We start from the raw sequence: 15,685 nt of genomic DNA on the forward strand, positions 1-15,685 counted from the left end.
CTCCAAGCGATGTCCCCCACCCCAACCCCTCCCCTGAAGGGGAGGGGCTTGGCAGGCTCAGCCGCCAGTCCTTCTCAATACCCCTCCGGCGCCAGATCGCTGAACTTGGTGAACTGCCGGTCGAAGCGCATGTGCACCGACCCCGTGGCACCATGGCGCTGCTTGGCGATGATCACCGTCGCCTTGTTGGCCACTTCCAACTGGCGCGCCTGCCATTCCTCATAGGCCATGCGCTCCTCGGCAGTCTCGGTGCCGTCGGGGATCTTCGTGGGCGCCTTGAAGTCGTGATAATATTCGTCGCGATACACGAACAGCACGATATCGGCGTCCTGCTCGATCGAGCCGGATTCGCGAAGGTCGGAGAGCTGCGGGCGCTTGTCCTCGCGGCTTTCCACCGCGCGGCTCAGCTGGGAGAGGGCCAGCACCGGCACATGTAGCTCCTTGGCCAGCGTCTTGAGGCCGCGCGAAATCTCCGAGATTTCCTGCACGCGCCCGTCGCCCGAGGCCTTGGCCGAGCCGGTGAGCAGCTGGAGATAGTCGACGATCACCATGCCGATCTTGTGCTGGCGCTTGAGCCGCCGCGCGCGGGTGCGCAGCGCCGCGATGGTGAGGCCCGGCGTGTCGTCGATGTACAAGGGCAGCCGCTCCAGATCGCCCGCGGCGCGCGCGAACTTCTGGAACTCGGCGTTGCTCAGCTGGCCGGTACGCAGCTTTTCCGAGACGACCTCGGCCTGTTCGGAGAGGATACGCATCGCCAGCTGGTCGGCCGACATTTCGAGGCTGAAGAACGCCACCGGCGCGCCGATCGACTTCTCTTCGGCGATGCCCGCGTCGAGATCGTCCATGTAGCGCTTGGCGGCGTTGAACGCGATGTTGGTGGCGAGCGAGGTCTTGCCCATGCCGGGGCGGCCGGCGAGGATCAGCAGGTCCGATCGGTTGAAACCGCCGGTCGAGGCGTTGAGGTCGCTGAGCCCCGTGGTGATGCCCGAGATGCCGCCGCCCGAGTTCATCGCCTTTTCGGCCTGCTTCACCGCCAGCGTCGCGGCGCGGGTGAAGGACTTCACCCCGGCTTCCGAATCGCCCTGCTCGGCGACCTGGTAGAGGCGAAGTTCGGCCTGCTCGATCTGCTTGGAGGGGTTGATGTCCTGGCTGGTGTCGAGCGCACCCTCCACCATGCCGCGGCCCACATCCACCAGCGCGCGGAGCTGGGCGAGATCGTAGATCTGGTCGGCGAAGGAGCGCGCGCCGATCAGGCTGGCCGGGTTGCCGGTCAGCTGGGCGAGATAGGCCGGGCCGCCCAGCTCCTTCATCGCCGGATCGTTGGCGAACAGCGGGCGCAGCGTCACCGGGGTGGCGAGGCGGTTGTCGCCGACCAGTTGGGCGATCTGCTCATAGATGCGGCCGTGCAGCGGCTCGAAGAAATGCTCGGGGCGCAGCTTCTGGAGCACGTCCTCGGCGACTCGGTTGTCGATCATCATCGCGCCGAGCAGGGCTGCCTCGGCTTCGACATTTTGCGGGAGACTCAGGCCCTCTTGGGGCTCGGGTGCAGGAAAGGGGATCGGCTGTGCCATCCCTCCCTCATCGGCCAATGCGGAGGGTACGGCAACCGGCATGGCTTGTGGAAAACGGGGAATGCTTCCAAAGCTGGGACCTATGGCCGATCCGCGGATCATCGACGTGACCCTCGACGAGCGCACGATCCTGTGGCGCTCGGCGGATATCGAGCAGGAACGGCGGATCGCGATCTACGATCTGCTCGAGGACAACCACTTCGCCCCCCAGCGCGCGCAGGCCGATGGCTATGCCGGGCCGTACAAGCTGCATATCAGCGTGGAGGAAGGCCGGCTGGCCTTGGCGATCAAGCGAGCGGACGATACGCCGCTGGAGACGATCATACTCGGCCTCGCCCGCTTCCGCCGGCCGATCCGCGACTATTTCGCGATCTGCGACAGCTATTACCAGGCGATCCGCGCCGCCACGCCCGCGCAGATCGAAACGGTCGACATGGCGCGTCGGGGCATCCACAACGACAGCGCCGAGCTGTTGCGGACGGCGCTGGAGGGCAAGATCGACGTCGATTTCGACACCGCGCGGCGGCTGTTCACGCTGATCTGCGTGCTCCACATCAAGGGATGACTTTCATGACAACCGACACCAGCGCGCTGATCGCCGCCGCGCGTGCCGCCGCGCGCAACGCGCATGCGCCCTATTCCAACTTCGGCGTGGGCGCCGCGGTGCTGCTGACCGACGGCACGGTGGTGACCGGCGCCAATTTCGAGAATGCCAGCTATGGCCTGTCGCTCTGCGCCGAGACGGTGGCGCTGGCGACGGTCTCGGCGCAGGGGCGCTTGCGCGACGTGGCGGAGATCGCGGTGATCGGCGGACCGATCGGGCCGGACGGCGCACCGACGGGCACCGCGCCGGTCAGCCCCTGCGGGCGCTGCCGGCAAGTGATCAACGAGGCGGCACAGCTGGGAAAACGCGACCTGCCCGTCCATTGCGGCGCGGCCGAGGGGGATGCGGTGGCCAGCTACCGCTTGTCCGAGCTGCTGCCCCACGCCTTCGGGCCGGGGGATCTGGGGATCGCTTGACGCCGCGCCCCCTCCCCCGCACTACCCGCGCCATGTCCATTCTTTCCGATCGCTGGATTCGCGAGCAGGCGCTCAACCACCGCATGATCGAGCCCTTTGTCGAGAGCCAGCGGCGCGAGGGGTGCATCAGCTACGGCCTTTCCTCCTATGGCTATGACGCGCGCGTGGCCGACGAGTTCAAGATCTTCACCAATGTCGACAGCGCGGTGGTGGATCCGAAGAATTTCGACGCCAACAGCTTCGTCGACCGCAAGACCGATGTCTGCGTGATCCCGCCGAACAGCTTCGCGCTCGCGCGGACGGTGGAGTATTTCCGGGTGCCGCGCGATACGCTGGTGATCTGCCTCGGCAAGTCGACCTATGCGCGCTGCGGGATCATCGTCAACGTGACGCCGCTCGAGCCCGAATGGGAAGGCCATGTGACGCTGGAGTTCTCCAACACCACGCCGCTCCCGGCCAAGATCTACGCCAATGAAGGCGCCTGCCAGTTCCTGTTCCTCAAGGGCGAGCAGCCGTGTGAAACGAGCTATGCCGACCGTGCCGGCAAATATATGGGCCAGCGCGGGGTGACGCTGCCGCGGCTTTGAATGCATCGAAATAGCGTTTCCTCCCTCGGCGAAGCCGGGGGAGGGGGACCGCCGCCGAAGGCGGTGGTGAAGGGGCTTGCTGCGACTTCGGCCGTGTTCCCCCTACACCACTCGGCTGCGCCGAGCGGTCCCCCTCCCCCGCTTGCGCGAGGGAGGAGACGCTTTCGGATTGGCGCCTAGCTTACGCCTTCTGCAGATGCCGCCGCCCGAGCAGTTCCGCGATCTGCACCGCGTTCAGCGCCGCGCCCTTCCGAAGATTGTCCGACACGCACCAGAGCGACAGGCCGTTCTCCACGGTCGAATCCTCGCGCACGCGGCTGACATAGGTCGCATATTCGCCGACGCACTCGATCGGCGTCACGTACCCGCCATTCTCGCGCTTATCGACGAGCATGATCCCCGGCGCCTCGCGCAGGATCTTCTGCGCGTCCTCGGCCGAGAGCTCGTTCTCGAACTCGATGTTGATCGCTTCCGAATGGCCGACGAACACCGGCACCCGCACGCAGGTGGCGGTCACCTTGACCTTGGGATCGAGGATCTTCTTGGTCTCGGCGACCATCTTGAACTCTTCCTTGGTCGAACCGTCGTCGAGGAAGCTGTCGATGTGCGGGATCACGTTGAACGCGATCTGCTTGGTGAACTTGGCCGGCTCCACCTGGTCGCCGACGAAGATCGCGCGGCTCTGGTTGAAAAGCTCGTCCATGCCTGCCTTGCCCGCGCCCGACACCGACTGGTAGGTCGCGACCACCACGCGATTGATCTTGGCGGCATCGTGCAGCGGCTTGAGCGCCACCACCATCTGCGCGGTCGAGCAGTTCGGGTTGGCGATGATGTTGCGCGCCTTGTAGCCGTCGATCGCCTCGGGGTTCACCTCCGGCACGATCAGCGGCACGTCCGGATCCATGCGGTAGAGCGAGGCATTGTCGATTACCGTGCAGCCCGCGGCCGCGAACTTCGGTGCATAGATCGCGCTGCCTTCGGAGCCGATCGCGAACAGCGCGATGTCCCAGCCGGTGGGATCGAAATGCTCGATATTCTGGACCTTGTACTGTTTGCCGGTCTCGCCGAAGTCCACCATGTCGCCGGTCGAACGCGACGACGCCAGCACGGCGAGATCGTCGATCGGAAATTCCCGCTCGGCCAAGATGTTGAGCATTTCGCGACCGACATTGCCGGTGGCGCCTGCGACGACGACACGGTAACCCATTTGTACCTCTTTCTTGCCCACGCCGGAGAAGGCGGCGCGAAGGCTCTGTAGTGGGGATGGAGGATGGAATGCACCAGCATTCCGCTGCTTCGCTGCATAAAGCGCAGCTATCGCGCCCGGATTACGGGCGCGGGATAATTCGCGTGGATGTGGCGCGTTTTCGAAGCATGGGAAGCGCGACTAGCAGAAACAATGCTGCGTTGCGAGCCTGATTCTGCGCAACATGATGCCGCGGCGCGTGTCGTAGATGGCGCTGCGGCCATAGACATTCAGGCTCGCCCTCGTCAGTCCGACAAGGGCGAGCCTTTGGTTGCTGCGATCAGCAGGACGTACGAAACAGGCGATCTCAGAAGCTCGCCCATTCCTCCACCGCTGCACTCGTCTGCTTCACGGCGGTAACGGTCGCGACGTGCGGGGCATTCGACGCGACCGGCATCGCATGCACCTTCGACCGCACCGGCTTGCGGTGGCTGCGGTCGCCCGCGTTGAAGCGCGAGGCCTGCTCGGTCAGCGCGTTGACTTCCGAGCTCAGATTGCGGGCGGCAGCCGAGGTCTGCTCCACCATCGCCGCGTTCTGCTGCGTGGTCTGGTCGATGCTGTTCACGGCCGTCGCCACCTGGGTGACGGCGGTGGCCTGGACCTGATTGTCCTGGGCCATGGTCTCGAGCAGCGAGTGGACCTCGTTCACATCGCCGACGATCGCGCCGAGCGCGCTATCCACGCGGCGCACCATGTCGACCGCGGCGTTGATGTCTGTCTGCGTGGCGGTCAGCTGGTCGCGGGCGCGGCCGGCTTCTTCTTCCGCGCGCATCGCCAGGGCAGAGACGAGATCGGCGACGACCGCGAAGCCACGGCCTGCCTCCCCTGCCCGGCCGGCTTCCACCGCCGCGTTCATCGCCAGAACGCGGGTCTGGAAGGCGATCTTGTCGAGCCCCTCGATGACGTTGTCGATGCCCTTGGCGCTTTCCGAAACGCGGCTCATCGCCTGCATCGCCTCGTCGGCGACGCTGCGGCCGGAGTCGACCACGCCGATGGCACCGGTGGCGCGCTCGACGGTCTTGGTCGCAGCCGTCGCGGTCGCCTTGATGCGCTGGTCCATCTGGCTGACGGCGGCCGAGGTCTCCTCCAGGCTGGCGGCGGCGCCCTCGGTGCGGCGGGCAAGATCCTCGCTGGCCTGGGCGATCTCGGCCGAGCCGGTCGAGATCGTCTCGGCGCTCTCGATCACCGCCGTGATCAGTTCGCGGAGCGCGGAAACGGCCGCGTTGAAGTTCTGCTTCAGCCCGTCATATTCGGTGTCGAAGCGGGTCTCGATGGTCGCGGTGAGATCACCACCGGCCAGCTTGCCCAACCGGTCCTCCAGCGTTTCCACCACGAGCGCCTGCGCAGCGTCCGCACGCTTCTTGGCTTCGGCGAGCTCCTCCTGTCGCAGCGCCGCTTCCTTGAAGATGAGGACCGACTTGGCCATGCCGCCCACTTCATCCGAACGCTCGGTGCCCGGGATGGCGACATGGTTCTCGCCGCCGGCCAGGGCGCGCATCGCATCCTGCAGCCGGGTGAGCGGCCCCGCGATCTGCGCGCGGGTGACGAAGACGGCGAGGCCCATCGCGCCGATGATTGCAACCACCGCAACGCCCAGAAGCATCATCCCCGCACTGGCCGCGGAGGCGCTCATGGCATCGGACTGCTTCATGCCTTCCGCGACACGGCGATCATTGTAGGTCCTGCTTTTCGTGGTGAGCTGATCCGCCAGGCCGTCGGCCTTGGCGAGTTGTGCCTGCGCAGCTGCATTGTTGTTGGCAAGGCCCATCTCGATGGCCGGCCCCAGCAGCGCATGCAGCTCGTCCAGCACCGCTTCGATCGCCTGGACGTCGGCGGTGCTATCCTTTTCCTGCGCCATGACTTCGCCCAGATACTGCTTGGCCTGCTTGTAGGCCTCGATCTCATCCGCTGCGGCCTTCTTCGCCTGGGGCGAGTTGCCGTCATAGGCGAGCGTCTTGTAGCCCGAATACATCATCGCGTAGCCAAGGCGATTGACGCGGATCAGCTTCGCTGTGTCCGGCAGCTTGACGTTGGTCAGCTCCGAATAACCCGTGTCGATCGTCTTCATGACGCTGCCGCCATACCAGGCAACGCCAAGCGTAACGATGCCAAGCAAGCCAAGCATCATCATGATCTTGAACTGGATTTTGAGATTGGCCAGGAATTGCACGCTCAGTTCCTCCTAGGCACCCCCAGAAGGGGCGCAGATCTCCCACCAGCGCATTATAGAAAGAGGGCGTGTCGCACTGCGGCGACACGCCCCCGGGTATTCTACGTATCCGGTTGAGGTCGTAGGTCTTTACTTGGTCAAGGCGCGATCAAGGAAACCGAGAATGGTATTCCACAAATGCTCGCTGATACCGGGTCCGCCAACCCGGTGCGTCTGGCCCGGATAGAGCATCATCTCGAACGGCACCTTCTGCTGCTGGAGCGCGGCGTACATCGCGGTGCCATTCTCCAGCACGACATTGTCGTCGGACATGCCGTGGATCATCAGCAGCGGATCCGTGATCTTCGCCGCCTCGCCAAGCGTACTGGACGCCTTGTAGGCTGCCGGCACCTTGCGTGGATCGCCCATGTAGCGCTCGGTATAATGGGTGTCGTACAATTCCCACCGGGTCACCGGCGCGCCGGAGACGCCCGCGGCAAAGATGCCCGGCGCGGCTTCCAGCATCTTCAGCGTCATGTAGCCGCCATAGGACCAGCCATAGGTGGCGATCCGCTTCGGATCGACGAAGGGCAGAGTCTTCAGATAGGCCGCACCCGCAAGCTGATCCTGCACCTCCACGCTGCCCATCGCCTGCCAGATCGCGCTTTCGAAGGCAACGCCGCGATTGGCCGAGCCGCGATTGTCGATCTGGAACCAGATATAGCCGTGCTGCACCAGATATTGCTGGAGCGAACCACCCCAGGCGCGGCTCACCGTCTGGACGTGCGGGCCGCCATAATGCTGGAAGAACACCGGGTAGCGCTTGCCGGGCTCCAGTCTGGGCGTGATCATCTCCCAGTGAAGGTCGGTACCATCCGGGCCCTTGATCGTGCCGAACGTCCGCTCGCGATGCGCCGGGAGATAGGGCCGGTATGGGTGCTTCGGATCGCTGACGGCGTTTTCCTGCACCCAGGCGATGCGCTTGCCATTGGCATCGGCGAGATACACCTGGCGCGGCTGGTTCGGATTCGACCGACTGACGATCGCGCGGGTGCCGCTGGCGTCCATGCTCGCCGCATTCCACCAGCCCCGCTCGGTCAGCCGGGTGATCGCGGCGGGCTTGCGGTAATCCACCCAGTAGAGATGCCGCTCGAGCACATCGTCCTTGTTGCCCTGGAAGTAGAGGCGGCCCTGTTTCTGGTCGACGCTGATCCCGTCGGGCGCGACTTCCCACGGGCCCTTGGTGAGCTGGGTGAACGTGCCCGCCTGCCAGCGATAGAGATGGCCATGGCCATCGCGTTCCGACCACCAGATCAGGCTCCCGTCCTCGAGCGGCTTGAGCCCGTAGCTGAGGTTGATCCAGCTTTTCGGTGCGGCCGTTTCGCTGAACAGCAGGCGCGCAGCACCGGTGGCGGGGTCGACGGCGAGCAGGTCCAACTGTGTCTGCGCCCGGTTCTCGCGCTGGACGTAGAGCGTCTTGCCGTCCGGCGCCCAGTCGACGCGTGCAAGATAGATGTCGCGATCGGGCCCGAGATCGACCTTCACCCGCTTCTGGCCGGTCGGATCGAGCACATACAGCTCGACCAGCGCATTGGGCGTGCCGGCCTTGGGATAGCGCTGCTGGACGATGCTGGTCCCTTCCGCGCCGATCGCGGCACGCGTGACGATGCCGACCGGTGCCGCATCGAACCTCTCGACGGCGACATAGGCGTCGTTCGGCGCCCACCAATAGCCGTCGCTTCGCGCCATTTCCTCCTGCGCGACGAACTCGGCCTCGCCCCAGTGCACCGTGCCGGCACCATCGGGCGTCACCTGCACCGTCTTGCCGCGGGCCAGATCCATCACGATCAGATTCTGATCCTGCACATAGCTGGCGAACTTGCCCGCCGGGCTCAGCGCCGCGTTGAGCTTCGCCCCCGCCGCGGCGGGAAGCTTGTCGATCTCGCCGGTCAGTCGCGCCCGGAACAGCTCGCCGTCGAGCGGCACCAGGATCGATTGCCCGTCGGGCGCCCAGTCATAGCTGACGATGCCTTTGGTGCCGCCGATGCGCGCCCGCTCGCGCTGCATCTTCTCGGCTTCCGACAGTTCCGCCCCAGACCCCAGCTTCTTGGAATCGACCAGCATGCGCCACTGGCCGCTGGCGGTATCCAGCGCCCACAGGTCATAGCGTTCGCGATCCTCGTCGCGGTTGCGCAGCAACGTCAGATATCTGCCGTCGGGCGACAGCTGCACCGCCCGGGGCGCGGGGCCGTCCAGCGAGGGGCTGCCGAAGACCCGCTGCAGCGTCAGCGGCTGCGTGGTCTGCGCGTGGGCCGTGCCTTCAGCCATGCCTACCCCCATCGCGATCGCCGCTCCGGCAACGCCCAGCATCCATTTGCGCATCCAACACTCCGCCAAGCCGGCACCCAGTGGCCGGTCGCGATGGTTTATCGTCGCGGCCCGGCGCGTAAAGGCCCCACCCGCACCGGCGAAGGGTTCCACCCCACACATTGCCCGGTCGTCTTCCAATGCGACCGCACCGAGGCCAGATGCTGACGCAAGTTATTTATATGGCTCGGAAAAGCAGAGTTGAGTCAAAGACCTTCATGAACCCGAATAAACCGCCTCGACGCGAGACGAAATTATGTTAATATGGCATTCACGTAAGTTACCGAAAAGACCGCGCCGGCGCCGGAGCCTTGAAATGGCTGTGCGCCACCGGTCAGGAGAAGTACCGCATGTCCGTGGATCGTCTCGGCAGGATGCGAACGGGTGCTCCGGTAGCGTGCGCTACGCGGCTGCTGCAGGAGCATTGGCCGGGGTCTACCCTGCTGACGCCGGCGGATGTCGGCCTGGATGGTGAGGCAACGGGTGCGGCCGATTTCCTCGGCCTGGTCGAGTCGCTCAGCGACGCGGGATTTCTGAGCTACGAAGCGCTCGTCTTCAACAGCGACGGGCCGATGCTGGTCGATGCGACCCTCACCGCTCGGGGGCGCGCCATGCTTGCCGATGAGTCCGACCGGACAAACTGAACGCCATCGATGCGGTGTCGCGCCGACGAGCGGGTGCGTCGATCAGTGGATGCTGCGCGGGCCGCGGTTCAGGCGCGCGGCGAGGGCGCGGAGCAGGGCGATGTCCGCATCGTCGAACGCGCGCTCGTTTCGACCCAGCACGGCCAGGGCGCCGACGCGGTGGCCGTCGCGCCACAAAGGCACCGAAAGTTGGCTGCGATAACCCAGGGCGAGCGCCTCGATCGGATCGGCCAGGCGCCGCGCCGTTTCCTCGGCCCGCAACCCATCGGCAGCGGCGAGGACCATGTGCCCATCGGTGTGAAGCACCGCCACGTCGCAGCGCAGCAGGGCAACGGCGGCGCGCACGATGCGACTCACTTCCGGCCGCATATCGCTGTTCTGCAGGGAGCACCCCGCGCGCGGCGACTTCGCCAAACTCCAACTCGACATAGACATACCCTGGTGAAAACGGTTGTATGCTATGCGACTCGCGGCATTCCGGGGAGTACGGGATTGTACCATTGGCATTCCTACCGGCGCTGGACCTCGGCCGTGTTTCAGATCGAGACGAGGCGAAGAAGTTATCAACCGGTAAATTCGTTTCGGATGTAAACCCCATCTAGGCAGATTTTGCCTAGCAGCGTAAATGATGCGCCACAGCATGCATGCGGATACGGAAAAACCGATTCGCATTGCGTGTGGATTAGGAATGTTGCGGAACCGGCCAAGGGTCGATGGCGTGGTTCTGATGCATGCAGTTCAGGATCGCTGTTCGGATGAGGCCCATTGCGGCTCTTCCGAATGGTCGAACGGCATGTGGACCATGTTGTTGAGGAGGACCTGATGTCGATGAGCGGGGAAGCCGGCGAGGCGCTTGGCGCACTCGATTCGCGCTGCATCGCTGCGATCGCCGGGGCGCTGCAGCGCAGCTGGCCGGGGAGCGCGACCCTGACGCCGATGGCGCTCGACCTTGGCGCATCGCTGGACCATCACCACGCGTTCATCGCAGCCGTCCAGGGACTCTGCGACCGCGGGCTGCTCGCCTATGAGGCGCTGCTGATCGGCATCGGCGGTCCGGAGGTTCGCGACGCCGCGCTCACCGCGCGCGGCCGCGCGGTCCTGCAGAATCAGAGCTTCCGCGCCGCAGCCTGAGCGTACGACGCGCTTCTGCCGCGCAGTTCCCGCATTCGCCACGTATGAGCAGACGACGGCGGGCAATCGGCAGAGCCCCCCGGCACCGAAAGGCTTCGGACGACCGCGGAAGGTCGAGAGGCGGCTGCGAGAGACTTGCGTCTCACCAATAGAGCTGGAATCCCTTGGCCGCCAGATCGGCCGCGCTCCTCCACAATGGCGCATCTGCCTGGCGCCGCCCTCATGCCGCCAGCCGAGCTGCCCGTTTCCATCCTCGGCAGCGTTGCTGCTTCGGGCGAAGGGCTCGCGCCGCGCGGCATCTCGTCCCCTCCTACCGGCCGCACAGAAAAGGGCGCGCGAACCTGTCGGTCCGCACGCCCTTCGCGTTCCTGGGAAGGCCGGCCTTATTCGGCGGCCTGCGCCTCGGTGCGGGTGTCGCGGCGCTCGGCGATACGCGCCGACTTGCCGGTACGACCACGCAGATAATAGAGCTTCGCACGACGCACGACACCGCGGCGCACGACCTCGATCGAATCGATGTTCGGCGAATAGAGCGGGAATACGCGCTCCACGCCTTCACCGAACGAGATCTTGCGGACGGTGAAGTTCGAACCCATGCCCTTGTTGGCGCGCGCGATGCACACGCCTTCGAAGTTCTGCACGCGGGTACGATCGCCTTCGACGACCTTCACACCGATGCGGACGGTGTCGCCCGGGCGGAATTCCGGAATCTTCTTGGCTTCGTTGAACTTGGCAATCTGCTCGGCTTCGAGCGTCTGGATGAGGTTCATCTCAGTCAGTCCCATGTTTTCGCCGCGCGCCAGAGGGAGACTGGACCCGAACGCCCTCATGGCGTTCCCAAAGATCCGGCCTCCTTAGCCGTGTATCGGTCTCCGCCATGGCGCGTCGCCAGGCTTCGATCCTCGCATGATCCCCCGATCGCAGCACTTCGGGGATCGTGCGCCCTTCCCATTCGACAGGTCGGGTATATTGCGGATATTCGAGCAGCCCCGTTTCGAAGCTCTCGTCCATGCCGCTGGAAGCCGCGCCCATTACGCCGGGAACGAGCCGAATGCAAGCATCGAGCAGCGTCAACGCCGCCATTTCGCCGCCGGAGAGGATATAGTCGCCGATCGAGACTTCCTCGATGTCGCGCGCTTCGAAGATGCGCTCGTCAAAGCCCTCGAAGCGGCCGCACAGCACGATAGCACCCCGACCCGCCGCGAGGTCGCGCACACGCTCCTGGGTCAACGGCCGCCCGCGGGGGGTCATCGCCAGCAACGGGCGCCCTTCCCGCGCGATGCTATCGATCGCGGAGGCCAGCACATCGGCGCGCAGCACCATCCCCGCCCCGCCCCCGGCCGGCGTGTCGTCGACCGAGCGATGCTTGTCGGTGGCGAAGTCGCGGATCTGCACGGTATCGAGCGACCACAGCCCCTCGCGCAGGCCCCGCCCGGCGAGCGAGATCCCCAGCGGCCCGGGGAACATCTCGGGATAGAGCGTCAAAACGGTAGCGGCGAAGGTCACAGCGTCCAGTTCTCGATTTGAAGGTCGGGGATGTCGGCGAAATCCCGTTCGTTGTTGGTGATCAGCGTAAGGCCGGCGGCAAGCGCCTGCGCCGCGATCAGCCGGTCGAGGCGGGCACGCCGGAACGGCAACCGGGCATAGGCCTCGGCGGCAGCGGCGTCGAATGTAAGCGGCTTAACCAGGCGGAAGAAGCGCTCGACGATCTGTCGTACGGCCGCGTCGTCGGCGGGCACCCCGCGCAGCACTTCTGCCAGCACGATCGTTGAACTCACCACGCTGCCCTTTGCCTGCGCCTCCACCGCCCGCGCCGCCGCGCCTTGCGCTTCGTTCAGGACATAGATGCAGATGTTGGTGTCGAGGAGGAAGCGCGGTTCAGCCATCACGCCGCAGCCTGCGACCTTCCCAATCGAGCGCCCGCTCCTCGATCTCGCGCTCCTCGGGCGGAATCGGCTTCAGCCACGGCAGCGCGCCTGCAATGCCGGTAAGGTCGATCTTCTCCTCGCCGTCCACCGGCTCGATCGAGAAGCCCCGACGCTCCTCGCGCAGCACGACTTCGGCGCCTTCCTTGAAGCCCAGCGCCTTGGGCAGACGCAGCGCCAGCGAATTGCCCGACTTGAAGATCCTGGCGCGATATTCCTGGCCCATGCGTCGCCTCCGTATATACCGAATGTATATACATTCGCGCCATCCTGCAACGCGCTCAGAACCAGTCCTCGATCCGCAGCCCCGGCACGGCGCGAAAATCGCGTCCATTATGGGTGACGAGGGTCGCGCCAATGGCCAGGGCGTGCGCGGCGATCAGCCGGTCGTGCCGGCCGCGGGCGGCCCGCGCCGCCGGGAACGCCCGCGCCGCCACGGCATCGAAGCCCAGCACCGGCACCTGCGCGATGAAAGCCTCCAGACCCGCGCTCCGCGGTCCTGCGCCGTCCACCAGCTCGGCGAGGCTGATCGCGGAGATCGCAATGGCGCCCGGCGCGGCCGCCGCGATCCGCCGCGCGACCGGCGCCCCGCCGCCGCGCAGCAGCCGGATGCAGACACAGGTATCGAGCAGGTAGTCGGGTGCAGCCATGCCCCCCCCCCCTAGCACCCCTCCACGGAACCTGTCGCGCACCCCAAGCGCTGCGGCGCCATGGACGATTGCATCATCATCGGCGGCGGTCCGGCGGGGCTCACCGCCGCGATCTACCTCAGCCGCTACCATCTGAAGATCCGCCTGTTCGACTGCGGATCGAGCCGCGCCGCGCTGATCCCGTGCACGCACAACCATGCCGGATATCCCGACGGGGTGTCGGGTCTCGACCTGCTCGCCGCCATGCGCGCGCAGGCCGAGAAATACGGGATGGTGCGCGAGGCAGCGAAAGTCACGGGCCTGCGGGCGGCGGAACGCGGCTTCGCGGTGCGGATCGCCGATCGCGAGATCCGGGCACGATCGGTATTGCTTGCCACCGGCGTGGTCAACCACCGCCCACCCATGCCCGACGACCTCCACGATGCCGCGCTGGCGCAGGGCCGGATCCGCTATTGCCCGGTGTGCGATGGCTATGAGGTGACCGACCGCCGCGTCGCCGTGTACGGCACCGGCGAGCATGCTGCGCGCGAGGCGCTGTTCATCCGCAGCTTCACGCGCGACGTGACGCTGATTGCCCCCGATCGGCACGACCTGCCGCCGGACCAGAGTGCCCAGTTGGCGGCGGCCGGCGTTGCACTGATCGACGGTCCGGTCGGCGGTTGGGCGATCGAACGCGAGCAACTCGCGCTTTCGGCCGAGGGCGGCCATCTCGCTTTTGACAGCCTCTACCCTGCGCTCGGCTCGCATATCCGCTCCGAACTTGCGGTTGAGGCCGGCGCCCGCGCCGACGAGCGCGGCTGCCTGGAAGTAGACGACCACCAGCGCACCTCGCTTCCCGGCCTGTTCGCCGCGGGCGACGTGGCGAAAGGGCTCGACCAGATCAGCCATGCGATGGGCGAGGCCGGCGTCGCAGCCACGACGATCCGCAACATGCTCAACGCGGAGGCACCGTTGTGGCGCTAGCTGCTGCAACCTCCGCAGCCGGACCCGCCATCGCAACCCCCGCCATCGCTGCCCCCGCCGTCACTACCGCCGCCGTCGCTTCCGGCCGTCCGCAAACGGTGCAGATTTTCCCAGCCAGATCCGATCAGCACCACCGTCCCGAACAGCGCCACGCCCAGCCCTAGTTCCGACGCCGTCGGTCCACGTCGCAGCCGTGCATGTCGCGTTCGCGCCGCTGCGAGCGCAGCCTGTCCCGCACGGGTGCGTGGGTCCAGCGCCACGATGCGGATCACGGCGACCAGGATGGTGACGATCAGCGCGAGGGTAAGAAATGCCACCGGTCGACCCCGCGCCTCGCCGATCCCCAGCTTGATCAGGCCGAAGCCGGCGAGCAGCACGAAGGGCGCGGCTTGGGCAAGGCGGAGACGCCAGCCCTCATCCGCCGTAAGCAACAGCCCGCGCTCGAGCAGCCGCCATTCGGTAGCGTGGCCGAGGCCTTTGAGCGCCCTCTCAAGGGCATGCCAGCGAAGCGGCGGCCTCAACTCCCGCAGCGCGCGGGCGGCCGGCGTAGCAGGCGCATCGTCGGCGAGCGACAGAGATCGCGCGTCATCGATGGTGAGGTGCCCCGCCACGAGCAGTTGCGCGGCGAGCAATTCACTGTGGCGCGGCAAGCCGCCCGCCAGCAGCGCCAGTTCGTCGTCGCTCAGCCGGGACAAGGGCCGACCGGACGGCCGCAGCGCGTTCGAAAGGCGGCGGCTGGTGATCCCGGCCATCAAGAAGAGCGCGGTGTATAAAAGAAGAAACGGCCCGCCCGAAAGATCGAAGGGTCCGAGTGTCATGATTCATCCACTCCCCAGGAGCATCACACCCAATGATCCGGCGACAATCGCCAGCCCGAACAGGGCTGCGGCAATGCCGGCGTGCCGGCGCGGCACGATGAAGGCGTCGCGCGGGTGCACGCGGCGCGCCTTGTGGTCCTGCGTCAGTCGCCGCCCCGCGTCGGGCCACAGATCCGCGGGCGGGGGGCCGAAGGCGCGCTCATAGCTGCGCAGCGTCTCGGTATATTGGAGAAAGAAGCGATGCTGCTCCGCCGCGCCGCCCGCGGTCGGCCCATGGTGGAGCGGCCGGCCCAGCACTTGCGGGCAGAAACGCTCCCAATAGTCGCGCGTATAGGCAAGGTGCAGGTGCCAGGCCTGGTCCACCGGATCGGAGGGCGTCACGACATGACCGGCGGTCACCGCCAAGAAGCAGAAGCGGCGATATTCCTCGAAAACGCGCTCGGCATGATCGCGGCGCCAGCCATTCTCGCGCGCCAGCCGCTCCACGAACGACAGCGCAGCGTCTTCAGGGCCGACGATGTAATGGGAGAGCGCCTTCCAGACCGGGTGGTCGGCACGGGGTTCATGCGGGCCCAGGGGCGCTTGCATTCATTTCCCAGTATCATACTAGGAAA

General features: G+C 66.1%; 18 protein-coding genes. 6 read left to right on the forward strand and 12 right to left on the reverse strand.

Features of this window, described 5'->3' with window-relative positions; genetic code table 11:
• Positions 1 to 74: 74 nt before the first annotated feature.
• Positions 75 to 1,571, reverse strand: a complete 1,497-nt coding sequence (locus S2M10_RS01515; protein WP_168844540.1) for a replicative DNA helicase — start codon at positions 1,569 to 1,571, stop codon at positions 75 to 77.
• 82 nt (positions 1,572 to 1,653) lie between these two features.
• Between S2M10_RS01515 and S2M10_RS01520 the strand changes: the two genes are divergently transcribed.
• The 3 genes from S2M10_RS01520 to dcd are packed head-to-tail and all read left to right on the forward strand — an operon-like array spanning position 1,654 to position 3,178.
• The gene (locus tag S2M10_RS01520) at positions 1,654 to 2,136 is read left to right on the forward strand and encodes a UPF0262 family protein (protein WP_168845069.1); all 483 of its coding nucleotides are present in this window, start codon (positions 1,654 to 1,656) and stop codon (positions 2,134 to 2,136) included.
• A 5-nt stretch (positions 2,137 to 2,141) separates the two neighbouring features.
• On the forward strand, positions 2,142 to 2,591 hold the full coding sequence (locus S2M10_RS01525; RefSeq protein ID WP_168844541.1) for a cytidine deaminase: 450 nt from the start codon (positions 2,142 to 2,144) through the stop codon (positions 2,589 to 2,591).
• Between the two features lie 32 nt (positions 2,592 to 2,623).
• Positions 2,624 to 3,178: a dCTP deaminase gene (gene dcd, locus S2M10_RS01530; RefSeq protein WP_168844542.1), complete on the forward strand. Its 555-nt coding sequence runs from the start codon at positions 2,624 to 2,626 to the stop codon at positions 3,176 to 3,178.
• A gap of 181 nt (positions 3,179 to 3,359) precedes the next feature.
• On the opposite strand, the gene S2M10_RS01535 is transcribed toward dcd, so the two are convergent.
• The 3 genes from S2M10_RS01535 to S2M10_RS01545 all read right to left on the reverse strand — a co-directional run bounded on the left by S2M10_RS01535 (position 3,360) and on the right by S2M10_RS01545 (position 8,901).
• Positions 3,360 to 4,385: an aspartate-semialdehyde dehydrogenase gene (locus S2M10_RS01535; RefSeq protein ID WP_168844543.1), complete on the reverse strand. Its 1,026-nt coding sequence runs from the start codon at positions 4,383 to 4,385 to the stop codon at positions 3,360 to 3,362.
• Positions 4,386 to 4,731: 346 nt separating this feature from the next.
• Positions 4,732 to 6,594 carry a methyl-accepting chemotaxis protein gene (locus S2M10_RS01540; RefSeq protein WP_348770511.1) on the reverse strand — a complete coding sequence of 621 codons (1,863 nt, stop codon included), beginning with the start codon at positions 6,592 to 6,594 and terminating at the stop codon, positions 4,732 to 4,734.
• Between the two features lie 129 nt (positions 6,595 to 6,723).
• A complete protein-coding gene (locus tag S2M10_RS01545; RefSeq protein WP_247650609.1) occupies positions 6,724 to 8,901 on the reverse strand; it encodes a DPP IV N-terminal domain-containing protein in 2,178 nt (725 codons plus the stop codon).
• Positions 8,902 to 9,290: 389 nt separating this feature from the next.
• Between S2M10_RS01545 and S2M10_RS01550 the strand changes: the two genes are divergently transcribed.
• Positions 9,291 to 9,584 (forward strand): hypothetical protein, encoded by a 294-nt coding sequence (locus S2M10_RS01550; RefSeq protein ID WP_168844545.1) that lies wholly within the window; start codon positions 9,291 to 9,293, stop codon positions 9,582 to 9,584.
• A gap of 42 nt (positions 9,585 to 9,626) precedes the next feature.
• Here the strand turns inward: S2M10_RS01550 and S2M10_RS01555 are convergent, their stop codons facing one another.
• Positions 9,627 to 9,953 carry a GAF domain-containing protein gene (locus tag S2M10_RS01555; protein ID WP_168844546.1) on the reverse strand — a complete coding sequence of 109 codons (327 nt, stop codon included), beginning with the start codon at positions 9,951 to 9,953 and terminating at the stop codon, positions 9,627 to 9,629.
• Between the two features lie 411 nt (positions 9,954 to 10,364).
• On the opposite strand from S2M10_RS01555, the gene S2M10_RS01560 reads away from it, so the two are divergent.
• Complete coding sequence (locus S2M10_RS01560; protein ID WP_247650555.1) at positions 10,365 to 10,715, forward strand: hypothetical protein; 351 nt, start codon at positions 10,365 to 10,367, stop codon at positions 10,713 to 10,715.
• Between the two features lie 383 nt (positions 10,716 to 11,098).
• On the opposite strand, the gene rplS is transcribed toward S2M10_RS01560, so the two are convergent.
• From rplS to S2M10_RS01585, 5 genes are read right to left on the reverse strand one after another with little or no spacing between them, the layout of a single operon-like run.
• The gene (rplS, locus tag S2M10_RS01565; protein ID WP_084579883.1) at positions 11,099 to 11,485 is read right to left on the reverse strand and encodes a 50S ribosomal protein L19; all 387 of its coding nucleotides are present in this window, start codon (positions 11,483 to 11,485) and stop codon (positions 11,099 to 11,101) included.
• Between the two features lies 1 nt (position 11,486).
• Positions 11,487 to 12,221 carry a tRNA (guanosine(37)-N1)-methyltransferase TrmD gene (gene trmD, locus S2M10_RS01570; RefSeq protein WP_168844547.1) on the reverse strand — a complete coding sequence of 245 codons (735 nt, stop codon included), beginning with the start codon at positions 12,219 to 12,221 and terminating at the stop codon, positions 11,487 to 11,489.
• Complete coding sequence (locus S2M10_RS01575; RefSeq protein WP_168844548.1) at positions 12,218 to 12,601, reverse strand: type II toxin-antitoxin system VapC family toxin; 384 nt, start codon at positions 12,599 to 12,601, stop codon at positions 12,218 to 12,220. The genes trmD and S2M10_RS01575 overlap by 4 nt, the downstream gene beginning before the upstream one ends.
• A complete protein-coding gene (locus S2M10_RS01580) occupies positions 12,594 to 12,866 on the reverse strand; it encodes an AbrB/MazE/SpoVT family DNA-binding domain-containing protein (RefSeq protein ID WP_168844549.1) in 273 nt (90 codons plus the stop codon). Before S2M10_RS01580 ends, S2M10_RS01575 begins: the two co-directional genes overlap by 8 nt.
• 55 nt (positions 12,867 to 12,921) lie before the next feature.
• Complete coding sequence (locus S2M10_RS01585) at positions 12,922 to 13,290, reverse strand: PIN domain-containing protein (protein WP_168844550.1); 369 nt, start codon at positions 13,288 to 13,290, stop codon at positions 12,922 to 12,924.
• A gap of 60 nt (positions 13,291 to 13,350) precedes the next feature.
• Between S2M10_RS01585 and S2M10_RS01590 the strand changes: the two genes are divergently transcribed.
• Entirely contained in the window at positions 13,351 to 14,253 is a 903-nt protein-coding gene (locus S2M10_RS01590) for an NAD(P)/FAD-dependent oxidoreductase (RefSeq protein ID WP_168844551.1), read from the forward strand.
• On the opposite strand, the gene S2M10_RS01595 is transcribed toward S2M10_RS01590, so the two are convergent.
• A complete protein-coding gene (locus S2M10_RS01595) occupies positions 14,250 to 15,071 on the reverse strand; it encodes a TIGR04222 domain-containing membrane protein (protein WP_168844552.1) in 822 nt (273 codons plus the stop codon). The genes S2M10_RS01590 and S2M10_RS01595 overlap by 4 nt on opposite strands.
• A gap of 3 nt (positions 15,072 to 15,074) precedes the next feature.
• Positions 15,075 to 15,659: a hypothetical protein gene (locus S2M10_RS01600; RefSeq protein ID WP_168844553.1), complete on the reverse strand. Its 585-nt coding sequence runs from the start codon at positions 15,657 to 15,659 to the stop codon at positions 15,075 to 15,077.
• Positions 15,660 to 15,685 lie beyond the last annotated feature (26 nt).

This window comes from Sphingomonas sp. S2M10 (assembly GCF_012650175.1).
GTDB lineage: Bacteria > Pseudomonadota > Alphaproteobacteria > Sphingomonadales > Sphingomonadaceae > Sphingomonas.

What these genes read in the sequence shown, in the direction of transcription:
- S2M10_RS01535 (WP_168844543.1), bottom strand. Translation starts at nt 4,385, where the DNA reads ATGGGTTACCGTGTCGTCGTCGCAGGCGCCACCGGCAATGTCGGTCGC.
- S2M10_RS01585 (WP_168844550.1), bottom strand. Translation starts at nt 13,290, where the DNA reads ATGGCTGCACCCGACTACCTGCTCGATACCTGTGTCTGCATCCGGCTG.
- rplS (WP_084579883.1), bottom strand. Translation starts at nt 11,485, where the DNA reads ATGAACCTCATCCAGACGCTCGAAGCCGAGCAGATTGCCAAGTTCAAC.
- S2M10_RS01600 (WP_168844553.1), bottom strand. Translation starts at nt 15,659, where the DNA reads ATGCAAGCGCCCCTGGGCCCGCATGAACCCCGTGCCGACCACCCGGTC.
- S2M10_RS01515 (WP_168844540.1), bottom strand. Translation starts at nt 1,571, where the DNA reads ATGGCACAGCCGATCCCCTTTCCTGCACCCGAGCCCCAAGAGGGCCTG.
- S2M10_RS01520 (WP_168845069.1), top strand. Translation starts at nt 1,654, where the DNA reads ATGGCCGATCCGCGGATCATCGACGTGACCCTCGACGAGCGCACGATC.
- S2M10_RS01525 (WP_168844541.1), top strand. Translation starts at nt 2,142, where the DNA reads ATGACAACCGACACCAGCGCGCTGATCGCCGCCGCGCGTGCCGCCGCG.
- S2M10_RS01575 (WP_168844548.1), bottom strand. Translation starts at nt 12,601, where the DNA reads ATGGCTGAACCGCGCTTCCTCCTCGACACCAACATCTGCATCTATGTC.
- S2M10_RS01595 (WP_168844552.1), bottom strand. Translation starts at nt 15,071, where the DNA reads ATGACACTCGGACCCTTCGATCTTTCGGGCGGGCCGTTTCTTCTTTTA.
- S2M10_RS01545 (WP_247650609.1), bottom strand. Translation starts at nt 8,901, where the DNA reads ATGGCTGAAGGCACGGCCCACGCGCAGACCACGCAGCCGCTGACGCTG.
- S2M10_RS01550 (WP_168844545.1), top strand. Translation starts at nt 9,291, where the DNA reads ATGTCCGTGGATCGTCTCGGCAGGATGCGAACGGGTGCTCCGGTAGCG.
- S2M10_RS01590 (WP_168844551.1), top strand. Translation starts at nt 13,351, where the DNA reads ATGGACGATTGCATCATCATCGGCGGCGGTCCGGCGGGGCTCACCGCC.
- dcd (WP_168844542.1), top strand. Translation starts at nt 2,624, where the DNA reads ATGTCCATTCTTTCCGATCGCTGGATTCGCGAGCAGGCGCTCAACCAC.
- S2M10_RS01580 (WP_168844549.1), bottom strand. Translation starts at nt 12,866, where the DNA reads ATGGGCCAGGAATATCGCGCCAGGATCTTCAAGTCGGGCAATTCGCTG.
- S2M10_RS01560 (WP_247650555.1), top strand. Translation starts at nt 10,365, where the DNA reads ATGGTCGAACGGCATGTGGACCATGTTGTTGAGGAGGACCTGATGTCG.
- S2M10_RS01555 (WP_168844546.1), bottom strand. Translation starts at nt 9,953, where the DNA reads ATGCGGCCGGAAGTGAGTCGCATCGTGCGCGCCGCCGTTGCCCTGCTG.